We start from the raw sequence: 24,578 nt of genomic DNA on the forward strand, positions 1-24,578 counted from the left end.
GGCACAGGGGTGCCCACCCTACTAAAAAAACCGCAGCGCCAGCAAATGTTCCGTTAAAAACGCAGCGCCAGGTACACGCCGGAAATCGCCAGCGTCGCGAGCGTCACCGGCACACCGACACGCGCGTGACGCCGCCAATCGATGGCGATCCCGCGCCGCGCCGCCGCATCGACGACGATGATGTTCGCGATACTGCCCACGATCAGCAGATTGCCCGCCAGGGTGCTCACGAGCGCCAGCATCACGCCGCCCAGCGGGTGGTGGACGACGGGGATCAGCAGCATCACGGCCGGCACGTTGGAGACGAGGTTCGACAGCACGAACGTCGTCGCGAACAGCGCGCCCGGCTGGTCGAGCCGCAGCCCGTGCGCGGCCATCCAGCCGACAGCTTCTCCCGTCAATCCCGTGCGCTGCAGCGCGGCGTTGACGACGAAGAGACTCATGAACAGCACGAGCAGTTCCCAGTCCACCAGCCCGAGCATGTTCTGCGAACGCAGCTGGCGGCTCATCAAAAGGATGCCCGCGCCGACGAGCGCCATGTGCTCGCGCGGCCACGGCGCCACGAGGAAGCCGACCAGCAGCGCGCCCGCGACGGCGAGGCCTTTCGTCGTCTGCCACGCATCGAACGCGATGGCCGGGGCCTGCGCGTCGGGCGCGGCCGCGGCTTCCTCCCAGCGTCCCTTCGCCTGGTGCACGATCAGCACCCAGCACAGCACGAGGCCCAGCGCGACGGGCAGGATCGCGTCGACAAAGTAGCCGTCGAACGACAACCGCATCGTCTGGCCGATCAGCATGTTCTGCGGGTTGCCGATCAACGTGGCGGCCGAGCCGATGTTCGCCGCGCACGCGAGCGCCAGCAGGAACGGCACGGGCGCGAGCTGGCGCCGCCGGCATGCGTCGACGAGCAGCGGCGCCATCGCGAGACACACGATGTCGTTGCTGAACACGGCCGACAGCGCGGCCGAGACACCGATCAGCACGGCCAGCAGGCTGGCGGGGCCGAGCCCCAGGCCCGCCAGCTTGTTCGTGACCCAGTCGTAGAAGCCGCCGAGGCGCATCTGCGCGGAGACGACCATGAAGGCGAACAGCAGGGCCATCGTCGGCAGGTGGATCGAGGCGACGGCCTGCTCGAGGCTCAGCGCATTGATGGTGATGAGCGCGATGGCCCCGAGCAGCGCGACACCCGTGCGGTCGAGCCGCAGGAACGGCAGGCCGCCGAGGATCATGCCGAGATAGACGATGAGGAAGATAATGAGGATGGTCGTGGCCATGGGATGATGCCGTCCGTCGCTGGCGTTTTCAGGTAAGATCGCGCATCTTAACAAACCGTCCCGGGCGCACCTGTCACCGCAAGCCTGTCCGGGACGGTGGCCACGCCGGGGCGATCCTCCGGCTCATCTCGATTTGCAAAGGAAGACTATGAGCGCTTATTTGGGCGGAAACTCGACGAACGATGCGCCGGTGCGCAAGGCCGTGACCTTGCCCGCGCTGCTGGCGATGCGCGCGGCCGGCGAGAAGATCGCCATGCTCACCTGCTACGACGCCAGCTTCGCCTCGCTGATGGACCGCTGCGGCGTGGACATCCTCCTGATCGGCGACTCGCTGGGCATGGTGTGCGCGGGTTACGATTCCACGTTGCCCGTGACGGTGGCCGACGTCGTCTACCACACGGCGTCCGTCGTGCGCGGCCGCAAACACGCGTTCGTGCTGGCCGACCTGCCGTTCGGCAGCTACGGCACCCTGCAGCAGGCATACGACAGCTGCGCCGCCCTGATGCGCGCGGGCGCCCAGATGATCAAGATCGAAGGCGGCGCGTGGCTCGCCGAGACCGTGCGCTTCCTGACGGAGCGCGGCATCCCCGTGTGCGCCCACATCGGCCTCACGCCGCAATTCGTCCACCAGCTGGGCGGCTACCGCGTGCAGGGCAAGACGGACGAAGGCGCGGAACAGCTCAAGCGCGACGCCCAGGCGCTGCAGGACGCCGGCGCGGCGATGGTGCTGCTGGAAGCGGTGCCGGCGGCGCTCGGCAAGGAAGTGACGGGCATGCTGCACGTGCCGACCATCGGCATCGGCGCGGGCCCCGACTGCTCGGGCCAGGTGCTCGTCATGCACGACCTGCTGGGCGTCTTCCCGGGCCGTAAGGCGCGCTTCGTGAAGAACTTCATGGAAGGCCAGACGAGCATCGACGCGGCCGTGCAGGCCTATGTGGCGGCCGTGAAGGACGGCAGCTTCCCGGCTGCGGAACACTGCTTCTGATGCGAAGATGAGTACAGCGACGCAGCCGGACAGCGTTCGCCTCTTCCTGGCCCTGTGGCCGGTTGACGCCGTGCGCGACCAGCTGCGCGCATGGCGCGACGCGTGGACGTGGCCGCGCGGCGCGACGCCCGTCCACACGGACAAGCTGCACGTCACGCTGCACTTCCTCGGCAACCAGCCGACCGCGCGGCTGCCCGAATTCCTGGACGGGTTCCAGGTGTCTTTTTCGCCATTCAACCTGCAGTTCGGCCGCCCCGAGTTGATGCACGGCGGGATCGCGTGGCTGGCGCCGCACGGTGAGCCGCAAGGGTTGCTGGACCTGCATGCGCGGCTGTCCGATGCCTTGGTGGCGCTGGGCCTCACGCCGGAAGCGCGTACCTATCGGCCGCACGTGACGATGGCGCGGCGGGCAAATGGGGCGGGCGTGCCGGCCAGCGGTCCCGCGATCGATTGGGCGGTCGGCGGTTATGCCCTCGTCGAATCGCGCGGCGGCACATACACGGTGCTCAAAGAATATTCGTAGGGTGGGCGGCCTCCGCCCACGCGGACGTTTGCGATGTGTTGACGTTACGCGTGGGCACGGGGTGCCCACCCTACGGCACCTCGGCAGATCACCCGTGCCGCTTCACGATCCGCGCATTCGCCGCGATCACGATCCCCGACACCGACAGGATACCCAGCGCCACCGCGATATTCGTGTGCGCCGCAATCGACCCGATCAGCGGCGGCGCCATCAGCAGCCCCGCATAGCCGAGCGTCGCCACCGTCGCGAGCCCGCCGCCGGCCGACATCCCCGGCATGCGCGCGGCCGCCGCGAAGATCAGCGGCACGACGTTCGCCGCGGACAGCCCGATCAGCGCGAAGCCCAGCGCCGACAGCAGGAAATGCGTGCTGACGACGGCCAGCATCAGCCCCGCGAACATCCCGACGCCGCCCGTCACCATGACGCGCAGCGCGCCGAAGCGCAGCACGAGGCGGTCCCCGGCGAAGCGGCACGCGGCCATCGCCACGGAGAACGCCGAGTAGCCGAAAGCCGCCGTCGCCGCGTCGACCCGTGTCCGCTCCGTCAGCAGCAGCGCGCTCCAGTCGACGAGCGCCCCTTCGACGGCGAAGCACAACAGCCCGAGCAAGCCGAGGAACAGCGCGGGCCCGCGCGGCAGCGCGAAGTGGCTCGCGTGCGGCGCCGGCGCCACGGCCAGCAGGCGGCGCGCGCACACGGCGACGACGGCCGCGATGGCGACGCTCACCATCAGCGCCCCGCTGCCGTCGCCGAAGCCCGCACCGATCAGGACGCCGCCCAGCGCCGCGCCGATGAGGCCACCGAGGCTGTAGAAGCCGTGGAACGACGACATCGTCGGGATGCCGCGCGCCGCCTCGACCTCGCTGGCGTTGGCGTTCATCGCGACGTCCAGCACGCCGTTGCTGGCACCGAACGCGTACGCCGCGAGGAACAGCGGCACGAGGCCGCCCAAGTTCATCAACAGGGCGCTCGTGAGCGCGAACAGCAGGCCGGCGCCGATCACGACGGCGCGCGTGCCCCAGCGCCCGGCCATCCAGCCGGACAGCGGCATCGCGGAGATCGCGCCGCCGGCGATGGTCAGCAGCAGGAAGCCGAGCACGCCCGTGTCGATGCCCGCGCGCGCCTGCACGAGCGGCACGTGCGCGGCCCACACGCCGATGCCGGCGCCGTTGAGCAGGAAAATCGTCGACACGGACCAGCGCGCGGCATTCAAGCCCGTCGCGGGCGCCCGTTCGAGCGCGTTGGCGTCGTCGAGACGGCTCATGCGCGCCCCCTTGCCACTGGCGCGGCCAGCACGATCTCGGGCGCGCGCTCGCCCCGGCGCAGGCGCGCGAGCACGTCGGGCGCAGCATCCGCTTCCAGCACGAGGCGGTCGATGTCCGCGAGCGGCGCGATGAGGAACGGGGCCGGCGCTTCCAGCCGCTCGTTCAGCACGGCGACGACGCGCCGGCTCGCCGCCGCCAGCATCGTCTGCTTGACGACGGCTTCCTCCGCGTCGCTGGCGCCCAGGCCGCGGTCGGCCTCGACGCTGCACACGCCGACGATGGCCAGGTTCACGCGCAGGCGCTGGATTTCCGCCACGGTCTGCGCGCCCAGCACGGCGCCCGCGTGCGCGGAATAGATCCCGCCCAGCAGCACGACGCGCGTCGCGCGCAAGTGGCCCAGGCCCAGCGCGACCTGCGGACTGTTCGTGATGATGGCGGCGGCGCGGCCGTCTTCCAGCAGGCGCGCGAACGCGAGGTTCGTCGTGCCGGCGTCCACGAGCACCGTGTCGCCGGGCTGCACGGCGTCGGCCAGCGCGCGCGCCAGCATGGCCTTGCGCGCCTCGTCCGCGTCGAGTCGCTGCCCGAAGCTGGGCTCCGCGCGCGTGCGCCGCATCGCGCCGCCGTGGACGCGGCGCAGCAGGCCGGCCGCGTCCAGGTCGCGCAGGTCGCGCCGGATCGTGTCTTCCGATATGCCCAGCCGCTGCGCCAGTTCGGCCGCGAGCACCTTGCCCTGCTGCTCGACCGTGTCGACGATGTGTTGCCGTCGTTCTTCCGCCAATTGCATAACACCTCCTGTGAGGCCGCCACTGTACACGCTGCAGCAAAAACACGCAACAAAACGATAAAACATGCACAAACATGCATAACGTATCTTTTCGTTAACTCCGGCCACCGCATGGTTGGATGGGGATGCGTTCGTTGCTACACTGGGTCGAACCAGTATCGGAACACCATGGACAAGTCCGCCGCCATCCTGATCGTCGACGACTACCAGCTGATCCGCACCGCCGTGCGCCGGGTGCTGGCGGACCTCGGCTTCGCCAACGTGTTCCAGGCCGATAACGGCAAGGCGGCGCAGGCGCTGATGCGCCAGCAGCCCATCGACGTCGTGATCGGCGACTGGGGCATGCCGATGATGAGCGGGCTGGACCTGCTGCGCTGGATGCGCCGCGACGCGCGCCATGCGCGCACGCCGTTCATGATGCTGACGGCCGAGGCCAACCCGGCGTCCGTGCGCAGCGCGCTGCAGGCCGGCGTCGACGCGTACATGATCAAGCCATTCACCGTGCACAGCTTCGCCAGCAAGTTCATGGCGATGATCGGCGCAGTGCCCGACAGTCCGGCGGCCGCTGCCGCGGCCGCCGCATCCCTACCGGCAGCGGAGCCCGCGCCCGTCGCGGTCGACGTCATCGGCCTGCAGGCGCCGCTGGCCGAGCGGCTGAAGCGCTGCACGGTGCTGATCGTGGACGACATCCCGACCAACATCGAGGTCCTCGCGGGCGCGCTGAAGGACGACTATGCGATCAAGGTGGCGATCAGCGGCAGCAAGGCGCTGGGCATCGCTGCCGCCTTCCCCGTCGACCTGATCCTGCTCGACATCATGATGCCGGCGATGGACGGTTTCGAGACGTGCCGCCGGCTGAAGGCCGATCCGAAGACGGCGCACATCCCCGTCATCTTCCTGTCCGCGAAGGATGCCGTCGACGACGTCGTGGGCGGGCTGCGCCTGGGCGCCGTCGACTACGTGCCAAAGCCCGCGGACCCGGCGATCCTCAAGGCGCGCATCGCCACGCACCTCGCGCTGTCCACGGCGATGGAAGACCTGCAGCGCCAGAACCGCCTGCTGATCGAGAACGCGCACTTGCGCGAAGACGTCGAGCGCATGACGCGCCACGACCTCAAGAGCCCCATCGCCGTCACCCTGCACGCGAGCCAGGCCCTGATCAATGCCGGCCTGCCCGAGCCGCAGCGCGAGCATGCGCACATGATCGAGATGGCGGCCAACCACGCGCTCGACCTGATCAACCGCACGCTCGACGTGCACAAGATGGAAAAGGGCGAATACCGCGCGGCGCTGCGGCCGTTCGACATGGCGGCGCTGCTCGCGCGCGTGGCGCGGCAGACGGAGCTCGCGTTTCCCGACCGCCGCATCGCGCTCGAGTGCGCGGCGCCGGGTGATGTCGTGTGCCTCGGTGAGTCGCTGCTGTGCTATTCGATGTTCACGAACGCCTTCAAGAATGCGGCCGAGGCGGCGCCCCCGGGCGGGACGATCCGCGTCGACGTGGCGCCCGGCCCCGGCGGGGTGCGCGTCGTGATCGACAACGAGGGCGAGGTGCCGCCCGCCATGCGCGACCGCTTCTTCGACAAGTACGCCACGGCCGGCAAGCCGGGCGGGCTGGGCCTGGGCACGTATTCGATCCGCCTGATGGCCGAGGTCCAGCGGGGCGCTGCGGCCATGGAGACGGGCGACGGGCATACTCGGGTGACGATCACGTTGCCATGCGGGTGACACCGCGGCGACGCACGCAATGGTGGGCGGAGGGCCGCCCACCCTACTCGAACGGACGGGATTTAGTAGGGTGGGCACCCCGTGCCCACGCGGAAGCCGGCATGACGCAAACGTACGCGTGGGCGGAGGCCGCCCGCCCTACGGCCTGTCATCCGGTTGAACGTACCCGGTTAGGGTGGGCGCCCGTGCCCACCGCGCATGATCAGACGAGGAGCATCAGGTGCTCCCGCTCCCACGAACTGATCACCCGCGAAAACGTGGCGAACTCCAGCTCCTTCACTTCGCAGAACGCCTGCACGAACAAGGGCCCCAGCATGTCGGCCAGTGCCGGACAGCCACGCAACTGCAGGATCGCATCCTCGAGGTTGCGCGGCAGGTCGCCGTGGATATGCTCCGCGCTTTCCGGTGTCGGCGCGGGCGGTTCCAGTCCCTCGGCCATGCCGAGGAAGCCGCAGGCGAGCGTCGCCGCCATCGCGAGATACGGATTCACGTCGACGCCGGGCACGCGGTTTTCCACGCGCCGGCTGGCCGGGCCGGAATTCGGAATGCGGATGCCGCACGTGCGGTTGTCGTAGCCCCAGTGCACGTTCATCGGTGCCGACTGGAAGCGCGACAGGCGCCGGTAGGAATTCACGTGCGGCGCGAAGAGGAGTGTCGCCGGCGGCACGTAGCGCTCGAGCCCGCCAATGAAGTGGCGGAACAGCACGCTTTCCGACCCGTCGTCGTTGGAAAAGACGTTGCGCCCATCCCCGTCGACGATACTCTGGTGCACGTGCATGGCACTGCCCGGCTCCGTCTCCATCGGCTTGGCCATGAACGTGGCAAAGATGCCGTGGCGCAGCGCAGTCTCGCGCACGGCGCGCTTGAACAGGAACACGCGGTCGGCCAGCTCGAGCGCGTCGCCATGCGTGAAATTGATTTCCATCTGACCCGCACCCGCCTCGTGGATCAGCGTCTCGACACCGAGCTCGTGCTGCTTGCAGAACGCCGACAGCTCCAGGAAAAACGGATCGAAATCGTTGACGGCGTCGATCGAATACGACTGCCGGCCCTGCTCCGTTAAGCCGCTGCGGCCCGTCGGCGGGCTCAGCGGCTCGTGTGGGTTCGTCGTGCGCGCGACGAGGTAGAACTCCATCTCCGGCGCCACGACGGGCGTCCAGCCGCGCTCGGCATAGCGGGCCAGCACGTGGCGCAGCACGGCGCGCGGAGCCAGGTCGACGGGGCTGCCGTCGAAATTCGTGCAATCGTGGATGACGAGCGCGACCCGTTCCGTGGCCCAGGGCACGACGCGGATCGTGGCCGGGTCGGGCACGCAGATCATGTCGGGATCGGTGGACCCCACGTACGGGGTGTTGTTCGGCTGTTCACCGTGCACGGTGTTCAGCAGCACGCTCTTCGGCAACCGCATGTGTTCGCCGGCCAGGAACAGGTCTTTCGGAAGGATCTTGCCGCGGGCGATGCCTGTCATGTCGGCAATGACGCACTCGACTTCATGGATGTTATGTTCGCGCAGGAAATCGCGCATCGGATTATGCGCTTCGGAATCCATCACACTCCTCGCTTGACTCGATGCGGCCAATATAGCACCGGGGATCATTGCGCCGCGCGCGGGTCGGACGGCCCGGTTGCCGCCGCCGCAACTCCGCATTTCCGCAATTGGTTGCCCGGTTACCGCACTTCGCGCCGCGGCCATCGCAATGCGCGCGTTCCTGCGGCATACTTTCCGGATGGACCTGCTGATGACACCCACGACGATGCCCACGAGCCGCATGTGGCGTAACTACGCCCTCGGCTGGCTTGCGTACATGCTGCTGCTGGCCGTCGTGCTGCGGCTGGCCGACCCCAGCACCCAGGCCTACAACTGGCGCGGCCTCGTCCCGATGCTGTGGATCGTGCCGCAAGCCCTCGTGCTGGCCCTGCACTGGCCCCTGAGCGGCTGGATGGAGCGCCGCCAGGTGCCGTTCAAGGTGCGCTGCCTGATCCACGGCGTGGGCGCGCCCGCGTACGCGACCCTGTCGTACGGGCTGCCGGGGCTGGTCTACGGCTGGACGCAGCCCCTGTCGTTCTACGTCTGGCCCGTGCTGTACTCGATGATGGGCTACGGCGTCATCGCCACGACGTTCCACATGGTGCGCGCGAACGCGGCGCGGCGGCGCCAGGAGGTGGCGACGCAGCAGGCGCACGCGCTGCTCGTGGCGTCGGAACTGAACGCGCTGCGCAGCAAGCTCAACCCGCACTTCCTGTTCAACACGCTGCACTCGATCATCGCCCTCACCCGCAAGAACCCGAACGCTGCCGAAACGGCGCTGTTCCAGTTCTCCGACATGCTGCGCTACGTGCTGGACACCGAAAAGACGGGCAGCGACCACGTCACCTTGAACGACGAGCTGCGCTTCGTGCGCGACTATCTCGAACTGGAAAGCCTGCGCCTGGGCACGCGCCTGAAGGTCGACTGGGACCTGGACGATGCCGCTTCCAGCCACGTGCTGCCCGCGCTGTCGCTGCAGCCGCTCGTCGAGAACAGCATCAAGCACGCTTTCAACCCGCACAGCCGGCCGGGCCGCCTGCTGATCCGCACGCGCCTCGACCCGCGCACGGGCACGCTCGTGCTGTCCGTCGGCGACGACGGCCCGGGCGCCGACCTCGGCCGCGTGCGCGCGTCGAACGGCCTGGGCCTGCGCACCGTCGAGCGCCGCCTGCAACTCGAATACGGCACGGCGGACGCCCTCGCCATCGAGACGTCGCCGGGTGCCGGCTTCGTCGTCACGATGGCCATCCCGCTCGCCGCCAACGACAAGGAATTTTCATGAACGCCCGCACCGTCTTCATCGCGGAGGACGAACCGCTCGCGCGCGACGTCCTGCGCGACTTCATCTATGCCCACGACGGCCTGCGCCTCGTGGGTGAAGCGGCCGACGGCGCCAGCGCGCTCGCGCAGATCGACCGCATCCGCCCCGACATCGTCTTCATGGACATCCAGATGCCCGAGATGACGGGGCTGGAAGTGCTGCGCCGCCTGACCGTCGTCCCCGACATCGTGTTCACGACGGCGTACGATCAATACGCCGTGACGGCGTTCGAGCTGAACGCCGTCGACTACCTGCTGAAGCCTTTTACGCGCGCCCGCTTCGACGCCGCGGTCGCACGCCTGCTCGACACGCCCGGCGCGGCCATCCCCGCGCGCGAGGTCGTGGACGGCGCCCTCGCGCAAGGCATGCAGCGCACGCCGGCCCGGCTCGAACGCATCCTCGTGCGCGACCGCGGCCGCATCTTCCCGCTGTCCGTGAACGAGATCGCGTACATGATGGCCGACGCCAAGTACACGGCGATTTCCGCGCGCGGCCAGACCTTCCTCGTGCGCATCGGGATCTCGCAGCTGGAAGCCCAGCTGGACCCGGGCCGCTTCATGCGCATCCACCGCTCGGCGCTCGTGAACCTCGACTTCGTCGACTCCATGCGGGCGGACGACCAGTCGCAGCTCGAGATCACGATGCGCGACGGGGCGGTGCTGACGGCGAGCCGCGAGGCGTCGAAGGTGCTGCGCGAGATGGCGATTTAGTAACGCCAACACATCGCACACGTCCGCGTGGGCGGAGGGCCGCCCACCCTACGCACGCATCGCGGTACGCATGGTGGGCACCCCGTGCCCACGCGTAACGCCAGCCGTAGGGTGGGCACCCCGTGCCCACGCGTAACGCCAGCCGTTGGGTGGGCACCCCGTGCCCACGCGTAACGCCAGCACATCGTGGCCGTCCAACCAGCCCACCGATCGCGGATCATATCTGGATCCAGGTGGTCTTGAGTTCCGTGTACTTGTCGAACGCGTGCAACGATTTATCGCGCCCGTTACCCGACTGTTTATAACCGCCGAACGGTACCGTGATGTCGTCGTTGTCGTACTGGTTCACGTGCACGGTCCCCGCGCGCAGCCTGCGTGCCGTGCGGATTGCTTTGCTCATGTCGGACGTCCACACGGCGGCCGCGAGGCCGTATGGCGTCGCGTTCGCCTGGCGCACCGCGTCGTCGAGATCCGTGAACGACAGCACGGACAGCACGGGCCCGAAGATTTCCTCGCGTGCGATGCGCATGCTGCTGTCCACGCCGTCGAACAACGTGGGTTCGACGTACAGCCCGCCGGTCTCCACGCGCGCCGCGTTGCCGCCTGCGAGCAGGCGCGCGCCGGCCGCCTTGCCCTCGTCGATATAGCCCAGCACGGTCTTCATCTGGATCGTGTCGACGATGGCGCCCATCACCGTCGCCTCGTCCAGCGGATCGCCCGGCGCGTATTGCGGAATCATTCCAAGCGCCTTGTCGAGGAACGCTTGCCGGATGGATTCCTCGACGAACAGGCGCGACGGCGCATTGCAGCTCTCGCCCTGGTTGAAATAGATGGAGCCCACGGCGGCGGCGACGGCCGCGTCGAGGTCCGGACAGTCCGCGCAGACGATGTTGGCGGACTTGCCACCCAGCTCCGTCCACGCCCGTTTCAAATTCGACTGCCCCGCCATCTGCACGATCTGTTTTCCGGTGCGCGTGGACCCCGTGAAGCCGATGCAATCGACGTCCATGTGCAGCGCCAGCGCGCGCCCCACCTCGTCGCCGTAGCCGGGCAGCACATTGAACACGCCTTCCGGCACCTCGGCTTCCAGCGCCAGCTCGGCCAGCCGCAGCGACGTGAGCGGTGCCTTTTCCGATGGCTTCAGCACGACGCTGTTGCCGGCGGCGAGTGCGGGGCCAATCTTCCACGCGGCCATCAGCATCGGATAATTCCAGGGAATGATGGCGGCGACGACGCCGACCGGCTCCCGCGTGATCAGGGCCAGGCTGTCCTGCGGGCTCGGTGCGACCTGGTCGTAGAGCTTGTCGATGGCCTCGCCATACCAGCGGATGCAGTTCTGCGCGAGGCACACGTCCACGCTCTTGCTGTAGCGGATGGGTTTCCCCATGTCGAGGGTTTCCAGCAGGGCCAGCTCGTCCTCGTGGGCGAGCATCAGGTCGGCGAAGCGGACGAGGATACGCTTGCGCTCCGCCGGTGCCTTGCCGGCCCAGCGGCCGTCCTCGAACGCCGCCCTGCCGCTGGCGACCGCCGCATCGGCATCGGCCCCGTCGCAGCGGGCGACTTCGCCCAGCTTGCGGCCGTCGATGGGAGAGATGTCGTCGAAGCGGGCGCCGGAAACGGCGTCGACGCGCCTGCCGCCGATGACGGCACGACCGTCGATCCGCACCGTTTTGGAACGCTCATGCCAGCTGTGCGTGGTCATCCTGCCTCCTTCCGGACGTCATCCTGTTGTCAGGCCGATACTAGCAAACAAAATCGATCCAAACGCCGATTTCTGCCGCTATAATCCGGGATTTTTCCCACCCGCATTTACTATTTCCGCCGTCGCACGGAGCACTTACTGATATGAATACCATCCTGATTTCATCCGTCGTGCTCTACCTGCTCGGCACGCTGGGCCTCGGCGTCTGGGCCGGTACGCGGATCAAGGACACGTCCGACTTCGCCGTCGCCGGCCGCAGCCTGCCGCTGATCATGGTCGTGACGACGACGTTCGCCACCTGGTTCGGCGCCGAGACCGTGATGGGCATCCCCGCGAAATTCGTGCAGGGCGGCCTGGGCGCCCTCGTGGAAGACCCGTTCGGCGCCGGCACCTGCCTGATCCTCGTCGGCCTGTTCTTCGCCGCTCGCCTGTATAAACTGAACCTGCTGACGATCGGCGACTACTACCGCGCCCGCTACGGCAAGGGCATCGAAGTGTTCTGCTCGGTCGCCATCATCCTCTCCTACCTCGGCTGGGTGGCGGCGCAGATCACGGCGCTGGGTCTCGTGTTTTCCGTGCTGACGAACGGTGCGATGTCGGAAACCGTCGGCATGATCGTCGGCACGCTCGCCGTGCTGATCTACGTCGTGATCGGCGGCTTCCTCGCCGTCGCCATCACCGACTTCATCCAGATGATCGTCCTCGTGATCGGCCTGTCCATCATCGCCATGTTTTCGGCGCAGCTGGCCGGCGGCGCGGGCGCCGTCATCGACATGGCGCACCAGAAAGACCTGTGGCACTTCCTGCCGGAAGGCAGATTCACCGACATCGCCTTCTTCGTCGGCTCCGCGGTGACGATGATGCTGGGCTCGATCCCGCAGCAGGACGTGTACCAGCGCGTGATGTCGGCCAAGAGCGCCCCGACGGCCAGAGCCGGCGCCGTGATCGGCGGCGCCAGCTACATCATCTTCGCGTTCGTGCCGATGTTCGTCGTCGCATGCGCCGTCATCGTGATGGGCAACCAGGCGATGGACCTGGCCAAGAGCGATTACCAGCGCGTGCTGCCCACGTTCGTGATGACGAGGATGCCGCTGATCATGCAGATCCTGTTCTTCGGCGCGCTGCTGTCCGCGATCAAGAGCACGTCGTCCGCCACCCTGCTGGCACCGTCCACGAGCTTCACCGAAAACATCCTCAAGAACCTGCGCCCGGGCATGAGCGACCGCCAGCAGCTGCTCGCGATGCGCGTCACGATCGTCGTGTTCGCATCGCTCGTGCTGGCGTACGCCATCGCGATGAAGGGCACGTCGATCTACGACCTCGTGTCGTCCGCCTACCAGGTGACGCTCGTGGGCGCGTTCGTGCCGCTCGTCACGGGCCTGTACTGGAAGCGCGCGACGACGCAGGGCGCGATCCTGTCGCTGGCGGCGGGCATCACCACGTGGATCGTGTTCTTCCCGCAGATCTCGCCGCTGGGCGAACACTTCCCGGGCCAGTTGGCCGGCCTGATCGCGGCGTTCGCGGGCATGTTCGTCGGGTCGCTGGCGCCGCAGGTGCTCAAGAACCGGCACGAGCCGCACAAGACGGCGTTGAGCGTGTAGAGAGCGTCCGCGTGGCACGGGGTGCCCACCCTACGATTGCCTCGATGTCGTAGGGTGGGCTCCCCGAGCCCACGCGAAACGTTGCATCACACGCGGCCGTAAAACGAGCCCACCATGCCTGTGATCAGTCGAGCCATCCACGTCGCTGCACATCCACCAGCGTCAGGTCGAGGCAAAGCCTGATCCGCTCCACCATCTCGTCGATCTGCGCCCCCGTCATCACGAGCGGCGGCGCCACGATCATCCGGTCGCCAACGGCACGCATGATGACGCCGTTGTCGAACATGTGCTGCCGGCACACCATCCCCACCGCCAAATCGCGCGCGAACGGTTCGCAGTCGTGCACGGTCGCGCCCTTGCGCCGCACGAGATTCAGCCCGGCCGCCATGCCGATCGCTTCCGCGTGCCCGACGAGCGGGTGGTTCGCCAAACGCGCGAACGCGGCCTTCAGGTGCGGCCCCGTCTCGCGCGCGACGCGCTCGACCAGTTTCTCGTCCTCGATGATGCGCAGGTTTTCCAGCGCCGCCGCGCAGGCGACGGGATGGCCGGAGTACGTGAAACCGTGGTTGAAGTCGCCGCCGCGCTCGACCAGCGCGCGCGCCACCCGCTCGCCGACGAGCACCCCGCCCAGCGGCACGTAGCCGGACGTGACGCCCTTCGCGAACGGAATCAGGTCGGGCCGCATGCCCATGCGCTCGCAGCCGAACCACGTGCCGAGCCGGCCGAAGCCGCAGATGACCTCGTCGGAGATCAGGAGGATGCCGTATTTGTCGCAGATGCGCTGGATCTGCGGCCAGTACGTCTGCGGCGGGATGATGACGCCGCCCGCGCCCTGCACGGGTTCGCCGATGAACGCGGCGACCTTGTCCGGCCCCAGTTCCAGCACCTTCCGTTCGAGCCAGTCCGCGGCCAGCAGGCCGAATTCGGCTTCCGACAAGCCCCGTCCGTGCTCGGCGAAGTTCGGTTGCTCGATGTGGTCGATGCCGGGAATCGGCAGCGCGCCCTGCGCATGCATCGCCGCCATGCCACCCAGAGACGCGCCCGCCACGGTGCTGCCATGGTAGGCGTTGCGCCGGCTGATGACGATGCGGCGTTCCGGCTGGTCCATCAGCTGCCAGTAGCGCCAGACCATGCGCAGCGCCGTGTCGTTCGCCTCCGAACCGGAACTCGTGAAGAACACGTGCTCGAAGCCGGGCGGTGCCAGGCCCGCCAGCTTTTCCGCCAGCTTCACGGCCGGCACGTTCGTCGTGTTGAAGAAGCTGTTATAGAACGGCAGGACGTCCATCTGGCGCGCGACGGCCTGCGTGATGGACGTGCGGCCATAGCCCACGTTCACGCACCACAGGCCGGACATGCCGTCGATGATCTTGTGCCCGTCCGAATCCCACACGTGGATGCCGTCCCCGCGCACGATCACGCGCGCACCCTTCGCGCCCAGGGCGCCGTGGTCGGTGAACGGGTGGAGGAAGTGGGCGCTGTCGAGTTGTTGCAGCGTGCGGGTGTCAAGGCGCGTGTCGGCGTCTTCGCGGGCCGTCGCGCGCGGGCCTGCCCCGATTGCCATGCTGTCGAAAGTCATGATGATCTCCTTGTCGTCGTCGCATGGTCAAACGTGCAGCAATAAATGTTCCCGTTCCCACGGGCTAATTACCGTCATAAATTCCTGGTGCTCCAATTCCTTGACGGCGGAATAGACGTCGATGAAGCGCTCGCCGAGGACGTCGCGCAGGCGGTCGTCGCCGCGCAGCGACGTCAGCGCCTCGGAGAGGCCCTGCGGCAGCTCGACCTTCATCTTGTACGCGCTGCCCTCCACCATCGGCGTCGGCTCCAGCTGTTCCTGCATGCCGAGATAGCCGCACGCCAGCGTGACGGCCAGGGCGAGATACGGATTGGCGTCGGCGCCGATCACGCGGTTTTCCACGCGCCGGTCCTGCGAGCCCGAGACGGGCACGCGGAAGCCCACCGTGCGGTTGTCGACGCCCCACTGCAGGTTGATGGGGGCCGCGGTGTGGCGCACGATGCGGCGGTAGGAGTTTACGTACGGCGCGACGATGGCCATCGCGGACGGCATGTATTTCTGCAGGCCGCCGATGTAGTGGCGGAACAGGTCGGACGGCGAGCCGTCCGGGTTGCTGAAGATGTTGCGGCCGCTCTCCTCGTCGACGACGCTCTGGTGCACGTGCATCGCCGAGCCGGGCTCGCCAGCCATCGGCTTGGCCATGAAAGTGGCGTACATGTCGTGCTTCAGCGCCGCTTCGCGCAACGTGCGCTTGAAGTAGAAGACCTTGTCCGCGAGGCCCAGCGGCTCGCCGTGCTGGAAGTTGATTTCCATCTGGCCCGCGCCGATCTCGTGGATCAGGGTGTCGACGTCGAGGCCCATCATGTCGCAGTAGTCGTAGATGTCCTCGAACAGCGGGTCGAACTCGTTGACGGCGTCGATGCTGTAGACCTGGCGGCTCGTCTCCGAGCGGCCGCTGCGGCCGATCGGCGCGGCCAGCGGCAGGTCGGGATCGATGTTCTTCGCCGTGAGATAAAACTCCAGTTCCGGCGCGACGAGCGGCTTCCAGCCCTTTTGCGCATACAGTTTCAGCACGCGGCGCAGCACGCTGCGCGGGGCGAAGTCGACCAGCTTGCCGTCGGAGAAATAGCAGTCGTGGATCACTTGCGCCGTCGGATCGACGGCCCACGGCACCATCGTGATCGTGCCCGGGTCTGCCTTCAGGATCATGTCGCGGTCCGTCGTCGAGATCGCGCGGTCGAAGGCGTCGTCGTCGGACGGCGAATTGCCGGTCACGGTCATGCCCAGCACGATTTCCGGCAGGCGCATGCCGCGGTCTTCGGTGAATTTAACGCGCGGAAGGATTTTTCCTCGCGCGACGCCCGTCAAGTCGGGGACGAGACATTCGATTTCGGTGACTCGCTTGCCATTGAGCCACTCGTCCATGTCGTTGTATGAAAAATTGTCGCGGATAGCCATGATGTTTCCTCTGTCCGTTGAAAAGGGCAGCCAAAGCGCGGGCGCGCCGCCTTTCGGCTGCGTGTGTGTCGAGCAGGGATCTGGGAAGCTATGGGACGGGCGTGACCGCCCATTTCGCGTCGGGGGTCATAGCGGTGTCCGTTTCGTTGCCCGGTAGGTGCGGCAGGCGTCGCCAAACGCGCCGAACATCTTCATCGAGTGTGGATTGTGGACGATGCGCCATTCCGGATGCCATTGCACGGCCAGCGTGAAGCCGGGCGCGCCGCCCACGGAAAACGCTTCGACGAGGCCGTCCTCGGCCGTCGCTTCGGTGACGAGGCCGGGCGCCAGTTCGTTCACGCCCTGGCCGTGCAGGGAATTCACGGGAATTTCTGGCAAACCGATGATCTGATGCAGCATGCCACCTTCCACGAGCTGGATCTTGTGGGCGTCGCCATACTGCTCGTCCATGCCCAGTTCCGGATTCTCGCGGTGGTCGAAGTGTCCCGGCACGGCCTGCACGGCCTGGTGCAGGCTGCCGCCCAATGCCACGTTCATTTCCTGGAAGCCGCGGCAGATGGCGATGATCGGGACGCCGCGCTTCACGGCAGCGCGGATCAGGGGCAAGGTCGTCTGGTCGCGCGCGGGATCCTGCGGGAGCGACGGATCGAGCACTTCTTCGGAGTAATAGCTAGGATGAACGTTCGAGGCCGAGCCCGTCAGCATGATCCCGTCGCACAGCGCGAGCATCGTCTCCAGGTCGAGCGCTTCCCCCAGCGACGGCATGATCAGCGGCGCGCAATCGGCGCCGAGGACGACGGCATCGACATACTTGTGCTGGGCCGCGTGGTAAGGGTGCTCACCGAAATCGCGGGTGCAAGCGGGGACGAAAACGATCGGGCGCATGGTCTCTACCTCGTAGTGAGCGCACAGGAACCATCATACGTACAAACTGGTCCGAACGCGAGTGGCCGTTGTTCCACATCAAGGAATGCGCAGTCCGGCAAAAACGCTTCCCTGGAATCTGCTTGTGAACGGGTTCGCAGTGATAACCCGTAGCAAAAGCTTAACGTCAACTGAAGAACGATGCCAACACAAACGGCCCGTTCCCGGGCACCGTGCTATCGTGATGCCGCCCGAACGAGATGACGAGGAACCGATGCTGAACCTCAACGATCCTTCCCTGCTGCGCCAGCAGGCCTACATCGACGGCGCCTGGCGCGATGCGGATGACGGCAAGACGGTCGCCGTGCGCAATCCCGCCACCGGCGACACGCTCGGCACCGTGCCGCACATGGGGGCGGGGGAAACGCGGCGCGCCATCGAGGCCGCGCAGGCCGCGTGGCCCGCGTGGCGCAAGAAGACGGCGCGCGAACGCGCGCTGATCCTGCGCGCATGGAACGACCTGATGCTGGCCAACGCCGACGACCTCGCCGCCATCATGACGGCGGAACAGGGCAAGCCGCTCGCGGAATCGAAGGGAGAAATCGCGTACGCCGCGTCGTTCATCGAATGGTTCGGCGAGCAGGCCAAGCGCATCGAAGGCGACGTGCTGGAAGCGCCCGCGCGCGACCGCCGCATCGTCGTCACGAAAGAGCCGATCGGCGTGTGCGCCGCGATCACGCCGTGGAATTTCCCGGCCGCGATGATCACCCGCAAGGTCGGGCCCGCGCTCGCGGCCGGCTGTCCCATCGTGCTGAAGCCGGCCGAACTGACGCCGTATTCCGCCCTCGCGCTGGCCATGCTCGCGGAGCGCGCCGGGGTGCCGAAAGGCGTGTTCTCCATCGTCATCGGCGATTCGAAGACGATCGGCGCGGAAATGTGCGCGAACCCCATCGTACGCAAGCTCAGTTTCACCGGGTCCACGCAAGTCGGCCGCCTGCTGATGGAACAATGCGCGCCGACCGTCAAGAAACTGTCGCTGGAACTGGGCGGCAACGCCTCGTTCATCGTGTTCGACGACGCCGACCTCGATGCGGCCGTCGAAGGCGCCATGACCTCGAAATACCGCAACATGGGGCAGACCTGCGTGTGCGCCAACCGCATCTACGTGCAGGACGGCGTGTACGACGCATTCGCGCAGAAGCTGACGGCCGCCGTCGCGAAGCTCAAGGTCGGCAACGGCATGGAGCCGGGCGTGAACCAGGGGCCGCTCATCGAAGAGAAGGCCGTCGAAAAAGTCGAGCACCACATCGCCGACGCGCTGGGCAAGGGCGCGCGCCTGCTGCTGGGCGGCAAACGCCATCCGCTGGGCCACACGTTTTTCGAGCCGACCGTGCTCGCCGACGTCACGCCGCAGATGCTCATCGCGGAAGATGAGACGTTCGGCCCCGTGGCGCCGCTGTTCCGCTTCAAGACGGAGGACGAAGTGATCGCCCTCGCCAACGCGACGGAATTTGGCCTGGCGTCGTACTTCTACGCGCGCGACATCGGCCGCGTATGGCGCGTGGCCGAGCAGATCGAGACGGGCATGGTCGGTGTGAACACGGGCCTGATCTCGAACGAGGTGGCGCCGTTCGGCGGCGTCAAGCAATCGGGCCTGGGACGCGAAGGATCGAAATACGGCATGGACGACTATCTCGTCATCAAATACATCTGCCTGGGCGGCATGTGATGGCCGACGACCCGTTCCGCTGGGTGCGCGACGCGCCGCTGTTCGTCGTGCCGCGCACGCTGGACGCGCTGCGGGCGTTCCGCGCCGGCCCTGGCCTGGACGACAGCCTCGCGCGCGTGACGGACCGGCTGATCGCCGGGATCGCGGCGCATCCGACGAAGTTCTGGGTGCTGAAGCAGTTCCAGCCGGCGCTGGAGGATGCGCGCGAGCAGTCCGCGGAGAGGCGCGAACGGGTCGATACGGAGCTCAGGCGCTTGATGGGCGTGGTCGGGATCGACAGTTCGGATGGGTTGCTGACGTACTACCTCGGCGGGCACGCATAAGGTGGGCACGGGGTGCCCACCCTACCTGATTATCTAACAAGCCGTAGGGTGGGCACCCCGTGCCCACCAAACCCATGCACAGCCATCAGCGTTTGTACTCGTGATACTTGCGCGCGTCCCCGCGCACCTGATCGGCCGGATACTTGGCCCGGTTGAGCACCATCTTCTCCTGCACGGCGGCAAACAAGTCGACGTCCAGCTTGTCGGCCAGCCGCACGAGATACACGAGCACGTCGGCCATCTCGTGGCGCACCTCGACGAGCTTGTCGGCGCCGAGTTCATCGGCGCGGCCGTCGTTCAGCCACTGGAAATGTTCCAGCAGCTCGGCCGCTTCCACCGACAGCGCCGCCGCCAGGTTTTTCGGCGTATGGAACTGGTCCCAATCACGCTCGTCGACGAACTGGCGCACGATGGCGCGCAGTTGGTCGAGCTCGCCGCCGGGCGTCGTCACTTCAGGTAGCCTTGCAGGATGCGGTCCAGCTTCGGCTTGATCTCCTCGTAGCTGCTGACGGTGACGCCGAGGTCGCGCAGCAGGCCGTCATGCACGCCGTAGACCCAGCTGTGGATCGTGATGTCCTGGCCCCTTTCCCAGGCATCGCGCACGACCGTCGTTTGCGCGATGTTGATGACCTGCTCGGCCACGTTCAGTTCCACGAGGCGGTTGGTGGCGGCGGTACCGGCCACGTTGCCCAGGTATTTGCCGTGCTTGTCGCGGACGTCGCGCACGTGGCCGAGCCAGTTGTCGGCCAGGCCGACGCGCGTATTGTTCAGCGCCGCGCCCACGCCCGAGCAGCCGTAGTGGCCGCACAGGATGATGTGCTTGACCTTCAGCACGTCGACGGCGAACTGCAGCACGGTCAGGCAGTTCAGGTCCGAGTGGGACACGACGTTGGCGATGTTGCGGTGGACGAACAGCTCGCCCGGTGCCATGCCGACCAGTTCATTGGCGGGCACGCGGCTGTCGGAGCAGCCGATCCACAGATATTCCGGAGATTGCTGCGAAGCCAGGTCCTTGAAGAAGTCGGGATCCTCCTGGATCATCGACGCCGCCCATTGGCGGTTGCGTTCGAAGAGGTCTGCGGCGGTGAGGCCGGTCGGGGTCTTTGCCATGGCGTTTTACCTTGTTCTAAAACTTGTTTAATCAACCACACTGTGGTCAAAAAAAACCGCCGGGGCTCGCGCGCCCGGCGGTCCATTCGCTATCTTACTCGAAGAAGTCCTTCACCTTGTCCATCCAGCCCTTGCTTTGCGGGCTGTGCTTCGCGCCACCTTCATTCGTCAGGCGGTCGAATTCGCGCAACAGGTCCTTCTGCTTCTCGGTGAGCTTGACCGGCGTCTCGACGACGACGTGGCAGAACAGATCGCCCGCATAGCCGGAACGCACGCCCTTGATGCCCTTGCCCTTGAGGCGGAAGGTCTTGCCCGTCTGGGTGCCTTCGGGGATTGTGAACGAGACCTTGCCGGCCAGAGTCGGCACCTCGATTTCGCCGCCCAGTGCCGCCTTCGAGAACGAGATCGGCATTTCGCAATGCAGGTCGTCGCCCTCGCGCTGGAACACGGCGTGCGGCTTGATGTGGATTTCGACGTACAGGTCGCCCGGCGGCCCGCCGTTCGTGCCCGGCTCGCCGTTGCCGGTCGAGCGGATGCGCATGCCGCTGTCGATACCGGCCGGGATCTTCACTTCCAGCGTCTTGTTGCGCTTGATGCGTCCGGCGCCGCCGCAGGCCGCGCACGGTTCCGGGATGATCTTGCCGCTGCCGTGGCATTTCGGGCAAGTCTGCTGGATCGAGAAGAAGCCCTGCTGCATGCGCACCTGGCCGTGGCCGTGGCACGTCGAGCAGGTGACGGGCGACGTGCCCGGCTTCGCGCCACTGCCGTGGCACGTGTCGCACTTGTCCCAGCTGGGCACGCGGATCGTCGTGTCGAAACCGGCGGCTGCCTGCTCGAGCGAAATTTCCAGGTTGTAGCGCAGGTCGGCGCCGCGGTACACCTGCGGGCCCGAGCTGCGGCCGCGGCCGCCGCCGAAGATGTCACCGAAGATGTCGCCGAACGCATCGCCGAAGCCGCCGGCACCGAAGCCGCCGCCCATGCCGCCGTTCGGATCGACGCCAGCGTGACCGTAGCGGTCATAAGCCTCGCGCTTTTCCGGATTGGTCAGCATCTCGTAGGCTTCTTTGACCTCCTTGAACTTCTCTTCCGCTTCCTTGTTGTCGGGATTGCGGTCCGGATGGTACTTCATCGCAAGCTTGCGATAGGCCTTCTTGATCTCGTCTTCCGAAGCACTCTTCGCGACGCCGAGGATCTCGTAAAAATCACGCTTTGCCATTTGTCGGCACCTTGCTGTCTATCTACAAAAGAACTGTGGCGAACCAGGCAATCACCTGCAAACGCACAGCCCAAAAGGATACGAGTATACAGTGAGCATGACGGGCCTGCTCAACTCGGCCGTAAAAACAACGGCTTAGTTGGACCCGCGGTGTTCAAGACCACAAAAAAACCGAGCCGGGCACCATGAGGTCGCTTCGGCTCGGCGGGTTGCGGCGGCGGGACGGGCAGTTGAGCCCGCCCCGCCAGGACGTCATTACTTGGCGTCCTTGACTTCCTTGAAGTCGGCGTCGACGACGTCGTCTTCCTGCTTGCCCGGCTCCGCGCCCGGCTGGCCACCAGCCGCCTGCGCACCCGCGGCGCCCTGCTGGGCCTGCATGTCGGCGTACATCTTCTCGCCCAGCTTCTGCGCAGCCGTCGACAGTGCGGACACCTTGGCGTCGATCTCGGCCTTGTCGCCCGACTTGATGGAACCTTCCAGGTCGGTGATGGCGGCTTCGATCTTTTCCTTCTCGCCGGCGTCCAGCTTGTCGCCGTACTCGGTCAGGGACTTCTTGGTCGAGTGCACCAGCGCGTCGGCCTGGTTGCGCGACTCGGCCAGTTCCTTGACCTTCTTGTCCTCTTCCGCGTTCAGCTCGGCGTCCTTCACCATCTTCTGGATCTCGTCTTCCGACAGACCCGAGTTCGCCTTGATGGTGATCTTGTTCTCTTTACCGGTGGCTTTGTCCTTCGCGCCCACGTGCAGGATGCCGTTGGCGTCGATGTCGAAGGTCACTTCGATCTGCGGCGTGCCGCGTGGTGCCGGCGGGATGCCTTCCAGGTTGAACTCGCCCAGGCCCTTGTTGCCGGCGGCGATCTCGCGCTCGCCCTGGTAGACCTTGATGGTCACGGCCGGCTGGTTGTCGTCGGCGGTGGAGAACACCTGCGAGAACTTGGTCGGGATCGTCGTGTTCTTCTGGATCATCTTGGTCATCACGCCGCCCAGGGTTTCGATACCCAGCGACAGCGGGGTCACGTCCAGCAGCAGCAGGTCCTTGCGGTCGCCGGCCAGCACGGAGCCCTGGATGGCGGCGCCGACTGCAACAGCCTCGTCCGGGTTGACGTCCTTGCGCGGATCCTTGCCGAAGAACTCTTTAACTTTTTCCTGCACCTTCGGCATGCGGGTCATGCCGCCGACCAGGATGATGTCGTCGATGTCCGAGACCTTGACGCCCGCATCCTTGATGGCGACGCGGCACGGTTCGATGGTCTTGGCGATCAGTTCCTCGACCAGCGCTTCCAGCTTGGCGCGGGTGATCTTCAGGTTCAGGTGGACCGGCGCGCCGTTCGCCATGGCGATGTACGGCTCGTTGATCTCGGTCTGCTGCGACGACGACAGTTCGATCTTCGCGCGCTCGGCCGAGGCCTTGATGCGCTGCAGGGCGATCGGGTCCTTCGACAGGTCGAGGCCGTTGATCTTCTTGAACTCGTCGATGATGTAGTCGATGATGCGCTGGTCGAAGTCTTCGCCGCCCAGGAACGTGTCGCCGTTGGTCGACAGCACTTCGAACTGCTTCTCGCCGTCCACGTCGGCGATCTCGATGATCGACACGTCGAACGTACCGCCGCCGAGGTCATACACGGCGATCTTGCGGTCGCCCTTGTCGGTCTTGTCCAGTCCGAATGCCAGCGCGGCCGCGGTCGGCTCGTTGATGATGCGCTTGACGTCCAGGCCGGCGATACGGCCGGCGTCCTTGGTTGCCTGGCGCTGGGAGTCGTTGAAGTAGGCCGGGACGGTGATGACGGCTTCCGTCACTTCTTCGCCGAGGTAGTCTTCGGCGGTCTTCTTCATCTTGCGCAGCACTTCGGCCGAGATCTGCGGCGGTGCCAGCTTCTTGTCGCGCACACCGACCCACGCGTCGCCGTTATCGGCCTTCGTGATCGTGTACGGCATCAGGCTGATGTCCTTCTGGACTTCCTTCTCGTCGAATTTACGGCCGATCAGGCGCTTGACCGCGAACAGGGTGTTCTTCGGGTTGGTGACGGCCTGGCGTTTCGCCGGCGCACCGACGAGGATCTCGCCGTCTTCCTGGTAAGCGATGATCGAAGGCGTCGTGCGGGCGCCTTCCGCGTTTTCGATGACCTTGGGCTGACCATTTTCCATGATCGCCACGCAGGAGTTGGTGGTGCCCAGGTCGATACCGATGATTCTGCCCATAATATTTTCCTTTTTAGTACTCAGTTTTCAGATGTGTCGAATATTGGGAAATGTCGTCTGCTTTCAAGAGCTTATTGAGCCCTCAACGCGACATTATTTCGGTGCCGCGGCGGTCACGATGGCCGGACGCAGCAGGCGGTCGGCGATCATGTAGCCCTTCTGCAGCACGGTCACCACGGTGTTCGCTTCCTGGTCGGACGGCACCACGGCCACGGCCTGGTGCTTGTTCGGGTCGAGCTTGTCGCCCGGCTGCGGCATCACTTCCAGCAAACGGTTCTTCTCGAACGCGGCGGTGAGCTGCTTCAGGGTCATCTCGACGCCTTCCTTGATCGATTCGACCGTCGGCGCTTCGACTTTCAAGGCCATCTCGAGGCTGTCGCGCACAGGCACCATGGCCTCGGCAAAGCTTTCGATCGCGAATTTATGGGCCTTGCTCACATCTTCCTGGGCACGGCGGCGGATATTGTCGGCCTCGGCCTTGGCACGCATGAACGCGTCATGCATCTCCGCCAGCTTGGCTTCGGTGGCGCTCAGCTGTTCTTCGAGGCCGGGCTCGTTCGCCGGCGCACCTTGCGCTGCCGCGTCGGCAGCTTCCGCCTCCGGCTGATTGCTCACCTCTTGGTTTTCTTGGTCTTGCATCGAAAAAACTCCTGAAATCAAGGACTTGGCTGATTGATTGGACGGTTATACCGCTTACACAGGCCCCCATATTGGGCAATCGCCTACATTTTCAAGGGGAATTGCCGGATTAATA

Annotated in this window: 21 protein-coding genes; 8 read left to right on the forward strand and 13 right to left on the reverse strand. The window is 66.3% G+C overall.

Annotation, left to right across the window (positions count from 1 at the left end; all coding sequences use genetic code 11):
- Positions 1-53: 53 nt before the first annotated feature.
- Positions 54-1,271, reverse strand: coding sequence for an anion transporter (locus tag HAV22_RS18260; protein ID WP_166861007.1), 1,218 nt, complete (start codon positions 1,269-1,271; stop codon positions 54-56).
- Positions 1,272-1,419: 148 nt separating this feature from the next.
- On the opposite strand from HAV22_RS18260, the gene panB reads away from it, so the two are divergent.
- Positions 1,420-2,256 carry a 3-methyl-2-oxobutanoate hydroxymethyltransferase gene (panB, locus tag HAV22_RS18265; RefSeq protein WP_166861009.1) on the forward strand — a complete coding sequence of 279 codons (837 nt, stop codon included), beginning with the start codon at positions 1,420-1,422 and terminating at the stop codon, positions 2,254-2,256.
- 7 nt (positions 2,257-2,263) lie between these two features.
- Positions 2,264-2,779 (forward strand): RNA 2',3'-cyclic phosphodiesterase, encoded by a 516-nt coding sequence (gene thpR / locus HAV22_RS18270; protein ID WP_166861011.1) that lies wholly within the window; start codon positions 2,264-2,266, stop codon positions 2,777-2,779.
- Between the two features lie 88 nt (positions 2,780-2,867).
- Here thpR and HAV22_RS18275 read toward each other — a convergent pair whose 3' ends face one another.
- Positions 2,868-4,040 (reverse strand): MFS transporter, encoded by a 1,173-nt coding sequence (locus HAV22_RS18275; protein WP_229421303.1) that lies wholly within the window; start codon positions 4,038-4,040, stop codon positions 2,868-2,870.
- Positions 4,037-4,825 carry a DeoR/GlpR family DNA-binding transcription regulator gene (locus HAV22_RS18280; protein WP_166861013.1) on the reverse strand — a complete coding sequence of 263 codons (789 nt, stop codon included), beginning with the start codon at positions 4,823-4,825 and terminating at the stop codon, positions 4,037-4,039. The genes HAV22_RS18275 and HAV22_RS18280 overlap by 4 nt, the downstream gene beginning before the upstream one ends.
- Positions 4,826-4,993: 168 nt before the next feature.
- On the opposite strand from HAV22_RS18280, the gene HAV22_RS18285 reads away from it, so the two are divergent.
- Positions 4,994-6,550, forward strand: a complete 1,557-nt coding sequence (locus tag HAV22_RS18285) for a response regulator (protein WP_166861015.1) — start codon at positions 4,994-4,996, stop codon at positions 6,548-6,550.
- A 202-nt stretch (positions 6,551-6,752) separates the two neighbouring features.
- Here the strand turns inward: HAV22_RS18285 and HAV22_RS18290 are convergent, their stop codons facing one another.
- Positions 6,753-8,099, reverse strand: coding sequence for a glutamine synthetase family protein (locus HAV22_RS18290; protein WP_208296262.1), 1,347 nt, complete (start codon positions 8,097-8,099; stop codon positions 6,753-6,755).
- Between the two features lie 190 nt (positions 8,100-8,289).
- On the opposite strand from HAV22_RS18290, the gene HAV22_RS18295 reads away from it, so the two are divergent.
- Together HAV22_RS18295 and HAV22_RS18300 are read left to right on the forward strand one after the other, a co-directional pair.
- Positions 8,290-9,360, forward strand: coding sequence for a sensor histidine kinase (locus HAV22_RS18295; protein WP_229421304.1), 1,071 nt, complete (start codon positions 8,290-8,292; stop codon positions 9,358-9,360).
- On the forward strand, positions 9,357-10,109 hold the full coding sequence (locus tag HAV22_RS18300; protein WP_166861017.1) for a LytR/AlgR family response regulator transcription factor: 753 nt from the start codon (positions 9,357-9,359) through the stop codon (positions 10,107-10,109). Before HAV22_RS18295 ends, HAV22_RS18300 begins: the two co-directional genes overlap by 4 nt.
- 217 nt (positions 10,110-10,326) lie before the next feature.
- Here the strand turns inward: HAV22_RS18300 and HAV22_RS18305 are convergent, their stop codons facing one another.
- Positions 10,327-11,811 (reverse strand): aldehyde dehydrogenase, encoded by a 1,485-nt coding sequence (locus HAV22_RS18305; RefSeq protein WP_166861019.1) that lies wholly within the window; start codon positions 11,809-11,811, stop codon positions 10,327-10,329.
- A 143-nt stretch (positions 11,812-11,954) separates the two neighbouring features.
- On the opposite strand from HAV22_RS18305, the gene HAV22_RS18310 reads away from it, so the two are divergent.
- Positions 11,955-13,412 carry a high affinity choline transporter 1 gene (locus tag HAV22_RS18310; protein ID WP_208296263.1) on the forward strand — a complete coding sequence of 486 codons (1,458 nt, stop codon included), beginning with the start codon at positions 11,955-11,957 and terminating at the stop codon, positions 13,410-13,412.
- A gap of 124 nt (positions 13,413-13,536) precedes the next feature.
- On the opposite strand, the gene HAV22_RS18315 is transcribed toward HAV22_RS18310, so the two are convergent.
- The 3 genes from HAV22_RS18315 to HAV22_RS18325 all read right to left on the reverse strand — a co-directional run bounded on the left by HAV22_RS18315 (position 13,537) and on the right by HAV22_RS18325 (position 17,271).
- Entirely contained in the window at positions 13,537-14,988 is a 1,452-nt protein-coding gene (locus HAV22_RS18315; RefSeq protein WP_166861021.1) for an aspartate aminotransferase family protein, read from the reverse strand.
- Positions 14,989-15,015: 27 nt separating this feature from the next.
- Positions 15,016-16,386 carry a glutamine synthetase family protein gene (locus HAV22_RS18320; protein WP_166861022.1) on the reverse strand — a complete coding sequence of 457 codons (1,371 nt, stop codon included), beginning with the start codon at positions 16,384-16,386 and terminating at the stop codon, positions 15,016-15,018.
- A 126-nt stretch (positions 16,387-16,512) separates the two neighbouring features.
- The gene (locus HAV22_RS18325) at positions 16,513-17,271 is read right to left on the reverse strand and encodes a gamma-glutamyl-gamma-aminobutyrate hydrolase family protein (RefSeq protein WP_166861024.1); all 759 of its coding nucleotides are present in this window, start codon (positions 17,269-17,271) and stop codon (positions 16,513-16,515) included.
- A 253-nt stretch (positions 17,272-17,524) separates the two neighbouring features.
- Between HAV22_RS18325 and HAV22_RS18330 the strand changes: the two genes are divergently transcribed.
- Positions 17,525-18,979, forward strand: a complete 1,455-nt coding sequence (locus tag HAV22_RS18330; RefSeq protein ID WP_166861026.1) for an NAD-dependent succinate-semialdehyde dehydrogenase — start codon at positions 17,525-17,527, stop codon at positions 18,977-18,979.
- Positions 18,979-19,302 (forward strand): DUF4844 domain-containing protein, encoded by a 324-nt coding sequence (locus tag HAV22_RS18335; protein ID WP_166861028.1) that lies wholly within the window; start codon positions 18,979-18,981, stop codon positions 19,300-19,302. The genes HAV22_RS18330 and HAV22_RS18335 overlap by 1 nt, the downstream gene beginning before the upstream one ends.
- Before the next feature lie 85 nt (positions 19,303-19,387).
- On the opposite strand, the gene HAV22_RS18340 is transcribed toward HAV22_RS18335, so the two are convergent.
- The 5 genes from HAV22_RS18340 to grpE all read right to left on the reverse strand — a co-directional run bounded on the left by HAV22_RS18340 (position 19,388) and on the right by grpE (position 24,463).
- The gene (locus HAV22_RS18340; RefSeq protein ID WP_166861030.1) at positions 19,388-19,753 is read right to left on the reverse strand and encodes a nucleotide pyrophosphohydrolase; all 366 of its coding nucleotides are present in this window, start codon (positions 19,751-19,753) and stop codon (positions 19,388-19,390) included.
- Complete coding sequence (can, locus tag HAV22_RS18345) at positions 19,750-20,412, reverse strand: carbonate dehydratase (protein ID WP_166861031.1); 663 nt, start codon at positions 20,410-20,412, stop codon at positions 19,750-19,752. Before can ends, HAV22_RS18340 begins: the two co-directional genes overlap by 4 nt.
- 94 nt (positions 20,413-20,506) lie before the next feature.
- Positions 20,507-21,628, reverse strand: coding sequence for a molecular chaperone DnaJ (gene dnaJ, locus HAV22_RS18350; protein ID WP_166861033.1), 1,122 nt, complete (start codon positions 21,626-21,628; stop codon positions 20,507-20,509).
- A 255-nt stretch (positions 21,629-21,883) separates the two neighbouring features.
- Complete coding sequence (gene dnaK / locus HAV22_RS18355; RefSeq protein WP_166861035.1) at positions 21,884-23,824, reverse strand: molecular chaperone DnaK; 1,941 nt, start codon at positions 23,822-23,824, stop codon at positions 21,884-21,886.
- Between the two features lie 93 nt (positions 23,825-23,917).
- Positions 23,918-24,463, reverse strand: coding sequence for a nucleotide exchange factor GrpE (grpE, locus tag HAV22_RS18360; RefSeq protein WP_166861037.1), 546 nt, complete (start codon positions 24,461-24,463; stop codon positions 23,918-23,920).
- Positions 24,464-24,578: the final 115 nt, after the last annotated feature.

The sequence above is a fragment of the Telluria antibiotica genome, assembly GCF_011682055.1.
Classification (GTDB): Bacteria; Pseudomonadota; Gammaproteobacteria; order Burkholderiales; family Burkholderiaceae_D; genus Telluria; species Telluria antibiotica.